Here is an 11,340-nt window from a genome sequence, read left to right on the forward strand (position 1 = left end):
CGGTGCTGCGAGGTGTGATACGCGCAGCTCCTAGCCGCGGTCCAGGTACGCCAGCACCGCCAGCACCCGGCGGTTGTCGTCGTCGGACGGCGGCAGTTGCAGCTTTCCGAAGATGTTGGAGGTGTGCTTGGCGACGGCCCGTTCGGTGATCACGAGCTTGCTCGCGATGGCGGTGTTCGAGCGGCCTTCGGCCATCAGCTCCAGCACCTCGGTCTCGCGCGGCGTCAGCCGGGCCAGCGGCCGGTCCCCGGACCGCCGGGACAGCAGCTGGGCGATCACCTCCGGGTCCATGGCCGTCCCGCCCGCCGCCACCCGCCGTACCGCGTCGATGAACTGCTCGGCGTCGAAGACCCGGTCCTTGAGCAGATAGCCGACGCCGCCGGTGCCGTCGGCGAGCAGTTCGCGCGCGTACAGCTGCTCCACGTGCTGGGAGAGGACCAGGACCGGCAGGCCGGGCCGGGCGCGGCGGGCGGCGAGCGCGCACTGCAGGCCCTCGTCCGTGAGGGTGGGCGGCAGCCGTACGTCGACCACCGCCACGTCCGGCCGCTCCTCCTCCAGGGCCCGCGCCAGGTCGGGCCCGTTGCCGACGGCGGCGGCGATCTCGAAGTCGAATGCCTCCAGCATCCGTATCAGCCCGTCCCTCAGGAGGAAGAGGTCTTCGGCGAGCACAACGCGCACGGGATCTCCAGCGTGACCAGGGTGGGGCCGCCCACAGGGCTGCTGACGGCCAGAATGCCGTCGAATGTACCGAGTCGGCGTTCGAGACCGCGCAGGCCGGAGTGGGCACCGCCGTGGCCGGACCCGCTCGTGCCGTCCGCGGACAGGACCACACCGCCGCGGCCGTCGTCGCCGACGCTGATCCGCAGCCGCTCCTCGGCGTACTCCAGGTCCACCCACACCCGCTCCGCGTCCGCGTGCTTCACGGCGTTGGTGAGCAGCTCGCTCACGGAGAAGTACGCGGCCGACTCCACCGGCGCCTCCAGGCGGCCCGGCAGCCGCCCGGTCACCTCCACCGGCAGCGGCATCCGCAGGGCCAGCGCCCGTACCGCGTCGTCCAGGCCGCGTTCGGCGAGCACCGGGGGATGGATGCCGCGCACCAGGTCGCGCAGTTCGGTCAGGGCCTGTGCCGAGGACGTACGGGCGCGGGAGACCAGTTCCTTGGCCTTGGCCGGGTCGCGTTCGATCAGCGCCTCGATGGTGCCCAGGTCCATGCCCATCGCGACCAGCCGGGCCTGCGCGCCGTCGTGCAGGTCCCGCTCGATCCGGCGCAGTTCGGCGGCGGAGGCGTCCACCGCGTCGTGCCGGGTCTCGGTGAGCCGCGCCACCCGGGCGGCCAGCTCGGCCTTGGGCGGGGTGAGGAACGCCGCCGCGATCCGGAAGTGCGCCCTGAGCAGCTTGGTATTGAAGACGAGGGAGGCGGCGAGCGCTGCCGCGCCCAGCACCGGCATCAGGGCCACCTGCGTCGGGTCCGAGGCGTACAGGAACACGTACGAGTAGTCGTGGAGCACGCCCTGCCAGGCGAGGACCGGGATGACGAATCCCTCGATGCCGAGTATGACCAGCACGCCCGGCAGCAGCGCCGTGAGGCTCCCGGCCACCATGTCGACCCCCAGCCACGCCAGCTCCCGCCAGGTGGACGGGTCGCGCAGCAGGTGGCTGCAGTGCTGTACGAGGCCGGGCAGACCGGGCTGCCGGGCGGGGAGCGGACGCTGGTCGTCCGGTATGCGGAGCCCGGCCCAGTCGTGCGCCCACCGCCGACGCTGGTCGGCGTAGCGCCGGGTCAGGGATATGAGGTGCGGGGTGGTCAGCCAGCCCAGCCCGAGCAGCAGCATGACGAGCGAGACGAGGGTGAAGGAGAAGAGGGCGACCGAGCCCACGAGTGACAAGCCTGTGAGCCAGAGACCTCGTGCCCCGGCGACCAGTGTTCGGCGGACTCTCATCCGTACGCTCCCTCTCCTTCACGCGCCCGGACGTCGGGCGCGGGGACAGTCTGCCTGGAAGAGAAGTCCAGGCCACTGGGCCGCGCCCCCGGAATGGGGGGTGTACCTGGCACCACCCCCGGGGGGTGCCCCAGGCGATCGCGCCCGGTGGCCGCCGTCTTCTTCCGTACGCGTTTCCCGCCGGCCTCACCACGTCTCGACCTCCGGACGGAGAGCCCCATGAGCGTCCCCGCGACCGTGCCAGCGACCGTCTCCGCAGCCACCCCGCCCGCCACCGCCGCCCCGTACGAGACCTCGATCGCCGACGCGCCGGACCGGATACGCGCCGCCCAGCGCCTGCGCCACCGGGTCTTCGCCGAGGAGCTGGGCGCCACCCTGCACTCGCCCGTGGCGGGCCACGACATCGACCCCGTCGACGCCCTCGCGGACCACCTGATCGTCACCGAGACCGCGACCGGCGACGTGGTCGGCACCTACCGGCTGCTGCCGCCCGGACGCGCCGAACGCCTCTACTCGGACGGTGAGTTCGACCTGACGGCACTGGCCGCGCTGCGCCCCTCGCTGATCGAGGCGGGCCGGTCCTGTGTGCACGCCGAGCACCGCAGCGGCGCCGTCATCAACCTCATGTGGGCCGCGCTGGCCCGCTACACCCTGCTCTCCGGATACCGCTACCTGGCGGGCTGCGCCTCCGTACCGCTGGGGGACGGGGGCGCGGCCGCGGCCGCCGCGTGGGAGCTGGGCCGCACCCGGTACGCCGCACCGCCCGGCCTGCGCGTCACCCCGCACCACCCGTGGCGGCCCGCCGGACCGGGCCCGGACGCCCGCCCGAACCCGTCGCTGCTGCCGCCGCTGCTCCGCGGCTACCTGCGGATCGGCGCGTGGGTGTGCGGACCGCCCGCCCACGACCCGGAGTTCGATGTGGCGGACTTCTTCGTGCTGCTGGACATGGAGCGGCTCAACGAGCGGTACCGGCGGTTCTTCCTGGGCGGTCAGGCGGACGGGCACGCTCCGGTGGCCGGGGACCGGCCGTGAGCACCTGGGAGGTGCGGTCCGAGTGCACCCCGCGCTGCGCCGCGCACGCCGCGCCACGGGTCCCGTTCACGGAGACCACCTGCCGCTGCGCCGCCTTCGCGCACGCCGCGGGCCGCGCGCTGCGGGACCGCGAGCGGATGGCCGAACCGGCCCGGCTGCGGGCGCACGCGCGGGCGGTGCTCGCCTCGATCGGCGTACGGCTCGTGGTCGAGGCGGCGCGGGACGGGGTGGGGCTCGCGGTGCCGTACGGGGCGGGCACCACATCCGCGTCGCAGGCCCGCCCCGGCACCCTCGTCGTCGCCAACCACATCTCCTGGCTGGACATCCCCGCGCTGCTCGCTGTCGAGCCGGTGACCCTGCTCGCCAAGCGCGAGGTCGGCGACTGGCCGCTGGTGGGCACCCTGGCCCGCCGCGCCGGCACCCGCTTCATCGACCGCGCCGGCCCGCGCCAACTGCCCGCGACCATCGCGGACCTGGCGGACCTGCTGCGCTCCGGCCGGTCCGTGGCCGTGTACCCGCAGGCCACCACCTGGTGCTCGGTGGCGCGCGGTGCGTTCCGGCGCGCCACCTTCCAGGCGGCGCTGGACGCGGGCGCCCCCGTACGGCCGGTGACCATCGCGTACGAGCAGCTGGGGATGCCCAGCACGGTCGCGGGTTTCCTCGGCGACGAGGAGTTCCTGTCCTCCGTGCGGCGGGTGGTCGGCGCGCGCGGTCTGACCGTACGCATCACCGTGCACCCGCCGCTGCTCCCGCACCCCGGCGCGCACAACCGGCGCACGCTGGCGGCCCTCGCCCGCGCCGCCGTCTCCCGCACCGTCCGGGAGCCGGTCCGCCACGCGCCGGGTGCGTGCCGGGCGGGCGCCGCGCCCGCGCCGGGTCAGGCGCTCGGCACGTACTTGTAGCCGACGCGCCGTACGGTCACGATCGACGACCGCACGTCCGCGCCCAGCTTGCGGCGCAGCCGGGCCACATGCACGTCCACCGTCCGGCCGTCGCCGACGTGCCCGTACCCCCACACCGTGGTCACCAGCTGGTCGCGGGTGTGCACCCGGTGCGGGTGCGCGACGAGGTGGGCCAGCAGCTCGAATTCGAGGTACGTCAGGTCCAGCGGGCGGCCGTGGACATGCACGGTCCGCTGCTCGGGGTCGATGCGTACGGTCGCGTCACCGGTCGTCGCCGCGGCCGGGCTGGCGGCGTCCGGGGCGGGCCCCGCGGCGGTGCCCGGCGGTGCCGCAGCGGCCGGTACCGACTCCGCGGGGACCAGGACGAGATAGCCGACCATGGCCGGCTGTCCCGGCAGCGCGGGCAGGCTGTGCTGGGGCGCGGGGAGCCAGGTCGCGCCGGAGGTGAGCAGGTCGGCGACGGGCGGCAGTTCGTCGGGCGCCACGGCCCGCAGGCGCTGGCGGCCCGGCAGGGCGGCGGCTGCCGCGGCAGCCGGGACCGGGGCGGAGGCGGCGGACTTCGCGGAAGGGGCGGTGAGGGTACGGACGTTCGTCATGATCGGTCAGCTCTTTCGCGCAGTGGGGGCGTCGGTGGACGTCGTGCGCGCGGGCAGGGCTGGGGACGCCGCGAAAGGCGTCGGAAGAGGCGTGTGCGGGCCCGCGCTCAGTGCGCGCGGCAACACAGACGGTCGAAGTGGTGCCCCTGCCGGGACGGCCAGAAAGGCTCCAGGTCGCTGCGACCCGTCGCGGTTTCGGTAAGGCTGGCCATGCCCCCATTCAACCAGACTGCCGGTGTTCTGTCCTTCAGGTGTCCCGCCGCCCGGCGCGGGCCCGGCGGCGGGCCTTGAACACGGCGCCCGTGCCCATACCCAGCAGCAGGGCCGTCAGATGCCCCACGTCCGTGAAGTCCCGTTCCCTGCGCAGGACCGGGTGGGCGCCCAGCGCCAGCAGCCCCGCCGTCGCCGCCGCCCGCGCCCCGCGGTGCGGTACGGACACGGCGAGCGCGCCCACCGTGGCGTAGAAGCCGTAGCTCGCGCCGACGTCCACGGCCCGCTCGGTGTCGGGGGTGACGTACTCGTGGGAGAGCGCGCGGGCCGCCCGCAGTCCGCCGTACACGAGCACGCTGGCGCCGATGTGCCCGGCGGCGAACATCCCGGCCGCCCGCCGGGTGCCCCACGCCGCCTCGGCCGTGCCGAGCGCCGCGAGCAGCGCGAGCCCGTACGGGACGGGCAGCGGGCTCTCGACGAACACGGCGCTGGTCGCCAGCGTCCGCCAGCGGCCCGCACGCAGGTTGTGGACGTTGGTGGAGTGCGCGCGCAGCAGCTCGGCGCGCTCGTGCGCGGGCATCCGCGCGGTGGCGTACGCGCCGAGCTGGACGGCGCCGACGTACAGCGGGGCGAGCCAGGGAGCGTAGGCGGAGGGCGCTTTCATGCCCTCCATCATCCCCGGCGACCGTGCGTGACGGCGGGCGGGACCCGGTCGGCCGGACCGGCCGGGCCCGCTCAGCCGAGCCGGATCTCCACCGGCTCGGCCGAGCCGCCGCGCACCGTGACCGAGGCCCCGGCGGCCTGCGCCACGCCGCCGCCCCGCTCCGACCGGCACTCGACGGTGTAGCGGCCGTCGGCGCCGGCGGAGAGGGTGAAGCGCCCTTCGGCGTCGGTGAGCGCGGCCACGTCCGGAAAGGAACCGGGGCCCGCGGCGAGGTACACCCGGGCGTCCGGGACGGCCCGGCCGTCCGCGTCCACCACGACTCCGGAGATCACCGCCATGCCGGGACCTTTCATCCGTTCACTCGCATCGCACGGTCATGCCTGCCGTACGGTCACGCCTTCCACGCCACGTAGTTGTTGTACACCGGCGTGGTGATCCGGGTGCCGGAGTTGGTGACCGCGCCGCCGTACGCGTGGATCGCGATGCCGTACCGGCCGCCGTTGTAGAAGTGGTAGACGGAGCTGCCGCTCTGGCCGCCCGCCGTGTCGATGTCGTAGTACACCTTGCGCGGGCCCACGGAGGCGACGCCGCGCGCGTCGTACCACTGGGTGCCGGCCGGCTTGTCGCCCGGGTAGCCGGAGATGTTGCCGACCGTCTTGAGCAGGTCCGCGTCGGACCACACGCCGAAGCCGAACCAGCCGGTCGTGTTGCCCAGGTTGTTGGGCAGGATGATCGCGCCGTAGTCGTAGTTCTCGTCGCCGTTGTTGGCCCAGCCGTTGACCGTACGGAAGCTGGTGCTGGTGACGACGCCGTACGGGAGGGTGTTGCCGTTGCGGCCCGGCATCACGTTGATGCTCTTGACCCAGCCGTCGCGCCCGGCGACGCCGCTGTTCTTGATGTAGACGACGTGCCCTGCGGTGGCCAGGGTGTGCGGGCCGATGAACCAGCCGGTGCCGATCCAGCGGGAGTTGTCCGCCGCGGTGATCAGCAGCGAGCAGTGCACCCGCCACGGGTAGACGGACGTGTCGGTGATCTGCACCCGGTCGTCCGGGCCGTGCACGGTCTCGGCGGCGACCGGCGGCGGGCCGAAGGACGCCTCGCCGATGTCCGGCAGCGCGGCGGTCGGCGGCTGCCACAGCTGCTCCGGCGTGCCTTCGGGACGGGTGTAGCCGCGCACGTTCTCCAGGCCGTCCGCGGTCGCCCTGGCCGCGTCGCCCTGCGGACCCTCGGACGGCGGCTGAACTGCCAACTCCTCCGCCGTGAAGACGACTTGACTTTCTTCCGGCTCGTTCGAGACGGCGGTGTGGAACTCGATCGGCATTGCTTGTCACCGGGCCTCTCGGTTCTCGCGGTGCACTGTGGGAGTCCTCCTGGAAGGAGTCCTCTTCTTGTACTGCGGGCCGCCGGGGGTGGACAACGCAAGATGCGCCGAATTCTTGTGGATGGCCCTTGCCTACGTCATCTGTCCCGAAAGGCCCCGACAACGGCACGAGAAGGACCCGGAATCCGGGACGGCTTTCCTCCGGAGAACTTCCGCACCGAGAACGGGCACCGCCGGACCTTGCGGACCCGCGCGGTTCGCGCCACGGCGCGCGCGGCGCCCGCGCGCGGACGGGCGCGCGGGCACACTGGCGGTCATGACGACGACCTTGCGCATCGGACTCCTCGGCACCGGCCCCTGGGCCCGGCGCGTGCACGCCCCCGCCCTCGCCGCCCACCCGGCGTCACCTTCACGGGCGTGTGGGGACGCCGCCCGGAAGCCGCCGCCGCGCTGGCCGCGAGCCACGGCACCCGCCCGTACGCGACCCCGGAGGACCTGTTCGCCGACACCGACGCCCTCGCCATCGCACTCCCGCCGTCCGTGCAGGCGGACCTCGCCGTACGGGCCGCCGGGGCCGGCCGCCACCTCCTCCTGGACAAGCCGGTCGCCACCACCGTCGCGGAGGCGCGGGCGGTGGCCGAGGCGGCCGAGCGCGCGGGCGTCGCCTCGATCGTGTTCTTCACCGCGCGCTTCGGCACCGCCGAGGGGGAGTGGACCGACCGGGCCGCCGCGGCCGGCGGCTGGTTCACCGCGCACGCCGACTGGCTCGGCTCGGTCTTCGCGGCGGACAGCGACAGCCCGTACGCGGCCTCGCCGTGGCGCCGCGAGAAGGGCGCCCTCTGGGACGTCGGCCCGCACGCCCTGTCCCTGCTGCTGCCCGTCCTCGGGGACGCCGAGCACGTCACGGCCACCCGGGGCCCCGGCGACACGGTGCTGCTCACCCTGCGGCACGCGGGCGGCGCGGCCAGCTCCGCGACGGTCAGCCTGACCGCGCCGCGGGCGGCGTCCGGCGTGTCCGTCACGCTGTACGGCACCTCGGGCGCCACCTCGCTGCCGCGCCGCCAGGAGGGCCCGGAAGTCGCCTACGAACGCGCCGTTGACGCCCTGCTCGCCTCCGTGCGCAGCGGTGACGGGCACGCGTGCGACGCGCGGTTCGGGCTGCGGGTGACGGAGGTGCTGGCGGCGGCGGAGGCTTCGTTCGAGGGGGAGGGCAAAGGGCGGGGGGAGCGTCCGCCGCTTACTTGATCAGGGCGTTGGCCACCGCGATCACCAGGCCGAGCGCGGCGTCGGCCGCCCCGATGAGCACGGCCCCGCGCCTGCGGTACCCCATCCGCAGCGCGGCGGCCATGCCCCAGGCGAACAGCAGCGTCGCGTTGAGCGTCAGCCCGGCCGCCGTGGTGGGGCCCTCGGGCCAGTTCCAGCCCCCGGCGGCCAGTAGCAGTACGACCGTGGGCAGCGAGGCGACGACGAGCGGCCACTCGTCGATCAGCCGGTGCCCGAGCGCGTACCAGCGGTGCCCGGCGCTGTGCCCGCGGTGGGTGGCCATGTGGTGCGCGTAGCCGTGCGCGAGCGCCGCCGTCACGGCGGTGACCAGCACCCACAGCGCGTCGTAGACGGGCGTGAACGGTACGCCCTCGCTCTGCAGGGCGGCCAGCAGGGCGCTGGAGAGCACGGTTCCGTAGACGCCTCCGAACAGCATGCTGGAAGCCATGGGCAGCTCCTTTCCCCGGTGATACGGAAATGGGGCGGTGCGGGAATGTGGTCGGTGCGGCATGTCGTCGGTGCGGGAAAAGGGAAATGAGCCGTCCACGTTAATCGGCGGGGCCGTTCGTCGCGTCACCATAACGGCGGACAAGGAATGGCCAAAGGTATGACCCGAACCCCGTACGCACCTCCAGGTAAGTAACCCACCTTCAAGTGGGTAATTGCGGCCCGGCAGGCGGGACGCGAGGATTTTCCCCGGCGCGCCGCTCCCGTTCCTGCCCGTCCTCACCACCTGTCTGGAGTTTTCCGTGACACCCACCGCACCCGGCGCAGAGCCCACCCCGGTCACCGTCCTCGGCCTGGGCGCCATGGGCCGCGCCCTGGCCGCCGCCTTCCTTGAGGGCGGCCACCCGACCACCGTCTGGAACCGCACCCCGGGCCGCGCCGACGCCCTCGTGGCGGCCGGCGCCACCCTCGCCGCCGACGCCGCCGAGGCGGTCGCCGCCTCCCCGGTCACCGTCGTCTGCCTCCTGGACCACCGGTCCGTACGCGACGTGCTCACCCCGCTCGCGGACCGGCTCGCCGGCCGTACGGTGATCAACCTGACCACCGTTTCCCCGCAGGACGCCCGCACCACCGCGGCCTGGGCGGACGAGCACGGCATCGCGCACCTCAGCGGCGCCATCATGACCATCCCCGTGCTGGTCGGCGGCCCGCAGTCGATGCTCCTCTACAGCGGCCCGGAGGCCCTCTTCACCGCCCACCGCGCCCTGCTCGAACGGCTCGGCCGGTCCACCCACCTCGGCACCGACCCCGGCACGGCGCCGCTGTACGACGTCGGCCTGCTGGCGGCCATGTACGCCATGTTCGGGGGCTTCCTGCACGGCGCGGCACTGGTCGGCACGGCGGGCGTACCGGCCAAGGAGTTCACGGCGCTCGCCGTGCCGTGGCTCAACGCCATGACCCTCGGCCTGCCCGCCATGGCCGACTTCCTGGATTCGGGGGATTACCGCACCGACGTCCAGAGCCTCGATTTCAACGCGGCGGCCGTGGAACACCTCGTACACACCAGCAGGGAAGCGGGCATCGGCGCGGATGTCCTGCTTCCGCTGCTGGAACTGATACGCCGCCAGGTGTCCGAGGGACACGGCGCCGAGAGTTTCACGCGGCTGGTGGAAGGCATCAAGCACCCGGGGAATGCGGCGGGTTAGCGGAATCCGGCGTGGAGCCGGGGGCGTCGGCCGCGCCCCCGGCAGCCTTCCCGCCTCATGGCTCAACTGCTATGCCTACATGCCGATTTTGGTCTTGGAAGGCATCGACGATGCCGCCTACCGTCGTGATCACGGCCTTCGCACACCGCGACGCGCGCTCACGTACGACAAGGAGGCGCAGCTCATGACCGCGTTCACGAGTTACGTCGAGATCATCCTCCGGAAACTGACCGGCAGCCCCGAACGGCCGGTACTGACCACGGCCGAGGGGCGGGACATCACCGCCGCGGAACTCCACGACAGTGTGCACCGGATGGCGGCCGAACTGGCCGACCGCGGCATCGGGCGCGGCCGTACGGTCGCGATACTGGCCGGAAACCGGCCGGAGGCCCTGTCCGCCCGGTACGCGGTCAACCTGCTGGGCGCCCGGATCGTCCTCCTCTACGAGGGGCAGGCACCGGAAACCCAGGCGCGCCTCGTGGAGAGCGCGGAGACCGCGCTGCTCCTCGTCGGGCCGGAATCGGCCAAGCCCGCCGCGGAACTCCTCTCCCACCTGGAGGGGCCCACGGCGCCGGACGTCCTGATGCTGGGCCCCGGCGGCGCCGGTCTGGAGGCCGAGGACCTGACCGCGCTGGCCGCCGCCCGCCCGCCGGGCCGTACGGTCGAGAGCGCCGCCCGCGCCGACGAGGACTGGTGCATCCGCTACACGGGCGGCACGACCGGCGTCCCCAAGGGCATCCGGACGCCACACGGCCCGTACGCGGCGCTGATGTCCCACCCCGTCGAAGCGGCCGGCGACCCGCCCCGCCAGCTCGCCTGCACCTCGCTCACCCACCTCGCCGGACACATGGCGGACATGACGCTGGCCACGGGCGGCAGCGTCGTCCTCCAGGAGCGCTTCGAGCCCGGTGCGGTCCTCGCGGCGATCGCCCGCGAGCGGATCACCCACCTATGGCTGCTGCCGCCCCTCCTCTACGAACTCCTCGACCACCCCGACCTCGCCACCACCGACCTCAGCAGCCTCACCCGCATCAGCTACGGCGGCTGCCCGGCGTCCCCGTCCCGGCTGCGGCAGGCCCTGGACGTCCTCGGACCGGTCCTCTACGGCTGGTACGGACAGTCCGAGGCGCTGCTGCTCACCGAGGTGAGCCCGGCGGAGCACGCCATCACCGGGCGGGGCGGGCAGATCACCGTCGGCCGCCCCATACCCGGTGTGGACATCGAGATCCGTGACGAGCACGGCCGCCCCCTCCCGCCGGACACCAGCGGCGAGGTGTACGTCCGCTCCGGCGGCCTGATGACCGGCTACTGGAAGCGGCCCGACCTGACCGCGCAGGTGATCCGCGACGGCTGGCTCCGCACCGGCGACGTCGGCTACCGGGACGAGGACGGCTATCTCTTCCTGATGGACCGGGTCAAGGAAATGATCATCGTGGTGGGCGGCCACGTCTATCCGGGCGAACTGGAGGACCTGCTGCACACCCACCCGGACATAGCGCAGTGCGCGGTCTTCGGCGTACGCGGCGCGGACGAGGTCGAGGAGGTGCACTGCGCCGTCGTTCCCGCGCCGGGGCGCACGGTCGATCCCGCGCGGATCATCGACTTCGTCGTGGCACACAAGGGCGCGATGTACGCGCCGCGCGCCGTGCACCAGGTGGACAGCATCCCGCTCACCTCGGTCGGCAAGCCGGACAAGAAGCGGCTCAAGGGGGAGGTGGAGGGGAGGGGGTAGGAGGCCGGGGCGCGCGGGGGGCGTACGG

11 protein-coding genes and 1 pseudogene are annotated in these 11,340 nt (G+C 73.7%); 5 read left to right on the forward strand and 7 right to left on the reverse strand.

What is annotated here, in order from left to right; genetic code table 11:
* Positions 1 to 30: 30 nt before the first annotated feature.
* Together ADK86_RS17460 and ADK86_RS17465 are read right to left on the reverse strand one after the other, a co-directional pair.
* Positions 31 to 678, reverse strand: coding sequence for a LuxR C-terminal-related transcriptional regulator (locus ADK86_RS17460; RefSeq protein WP_003982812.1), 648 nt, complete (start codon positions 676 to 678; stop codon positions 31 to 33).
* Positions 642 to 1,940 carry a sensor histidine kinase gene (locus ADK86_RS17465; protein WP_053697402.1) on the reverse strand — a complete coding sequence of 433 codons (1,299 nt, stop codon included), beginning with the start codon at positions 1,938 to 1,940 and terminating at the stop codon, positions 642 to 644. The genes ADK86_RS17460 and ADK86_RS17465 overlap by 37 nt, the downstream gene beginning before the upstream one ends.
* A 219-nt stretch (positions 1,941 to 2,159) precedes the next feature.
* Between ADK86_RS17465 and ADK86_RS17470 the strand changes: the two genes are divergently transcribed.
* Positions 2,160 to 2,972 (forward strand): GNAT family N-acetyltransferase, encoded by an 813-nt coding sequence (locus tag ADK86_RS17470; protein WP_053697403.1) that lies wholly within the window; start codon positions 2,160 to 2,162, stop codon positions 2,970 to 2,972.
* Positions 2,969 to 3,874 (forward strand): lysophospholipid acyltransferase family protein, encoded by a 906-nt coding sequence (locus tag ADK86_RS17475; protein ID WP_053697404.1) that lies wholly within the window; start codon positions 2,969 to 2,971, stop codon positions 3,872 to 3,874. Before ADK86_RS17470 ends, ADK86_RS17475 begins: the two co-directional genes overlap by 4 nt.
* On the opposite strand, the gene ADK86_RS17480 is transcribed toward ADK86_RS17475, so the two are convergent.
* The 4 genes from ADK86_RS17480 to ADK86_RS17495 form a co-directional block, all read right to left on the reverse strand.
* Positions 3,850 to 4,470, reverse strand: coding sequence for a winged helix-turn-helix domain-containing protein (locus ADK86_RS17480; RefSeq protein ID WP_053697405.1), 621 nt, complete (start codon positions 4,468 to 4,470; stop codon positions 3,850 to 3,852). The two genes, ADK86_RS17475 and ADK86_RS17480, sit on opposite strands and share 25 nt — an antisense overlap.
* A gap of 247 nt (positions 4,471 to 4,717) precedes the next feature.
* Positions 4,718 to 5,344 carry a rhomboid-like protein gene (locus ADK86_RS17485; protein WP_053697417.1) on the reverse strand — a complete coding sequence of 209 codons (627 nt, stop codon included), beginning with the start codon at positions 5,342 to 5,344 and terminating at the stop codon, positions 4,718 to 4,720.
* Between the two features lie 71 nt (positions 5,345 to 5,415).
* Positions 5,416 to 5,682 (reverse strand): carboxypeptidase-like regulatory domain-containing protein, encoded by a 267-nt coding sequence (locus ADK86_RS17490; RefSeq protein WP_030370398.1) that lies wholly within the window; start codon positions 5,680 to 5,682, stop codon positions 5,416 to 5,418.
* 53 nt (positions 5,683 to 5,735) lie between these two features.
* Positions 5,736 to 6,665 (reverse strand): trypsin-like serine peptidase, encoded by a 930-nt coding sequence (locus ADK86_RS17495; RefSeq protein WP_053697406.1) that lies wholly within the window; start codon positions 6,663 to 6,665, stop codon positions 5,736 to 5,738.
* A 316-nt stretch (positions 6,666 to 6,981) separates the two neighbouring features.
* Here ADK86_RS17495 and ADK86_RS17500 point away from each other — a divergent pair.
* Positions 6,982 to 7,910, forward strand: a pseudogene (locus ADK86_RS17500) (Gfo/Idh/MocA family protein).
* On the opposite strand, the gene ADK86_RS17505 reads toward ADK86_RS17500, so the two are convergent.
* Entirely contained in the window at positions 7,903 to 8,376 is a 474-nt protein-coding gene (locus ADK86_RS17505) for a hypothetical protein (protein ID WP_053697407.1), read from the reverse strand. The pseudogene ADK86_RS17500 and the gene ADK86_RS17505 overlap by 8 nt on opposite strands.
* Before the next feature lie 301 nt (positions 8,377 to 8,677).
* Here ADK86_RS17505 and ADK86_RS17510 point away from each other — a divergent pair, with 301 nt between their 5' ends.
* On the forward strand, positions 8,678 to 9,580 hold the full coding sequence (locus tag ADK86_RS17510) for an NAD(P)-dependent oxidoreductase (RefSeq protein WP_053697408.1): 903 nt from the start codon (positions 8,678 to 8,680) through the stop codon (positions 9,578 to 9,580).
* A 184-nt stretch (positions 9,581 to 9,764) separates the two neighbouring features.
* Positions 9,765 to 11,312 carry an AMP-binding protein gene (locus tag ADK86_RS17515; protein WP_053697409.1) on the forward strand — a complete coding sequence of 516 codons (1,548 nt, stop codon included), beginning with the start codon at positions 9,765 to 9,767 and terminating at the stop codon, positions 11,310 to 11,312.
* Positions 11,313 to 11,340 lie beyond the last annotated feature (28 nt).

It is taken from the genome of Streptomyces sp. NRRL F-5755, assembly GCF_001279365.1.
GTDB classification, from domain to species: domain Bacteria; phylum Actinomycetota; class Actinomycetes; order Streptomycetales; family Streptomycetaceae; genus Streptomyces; species Streptomyces rimosus.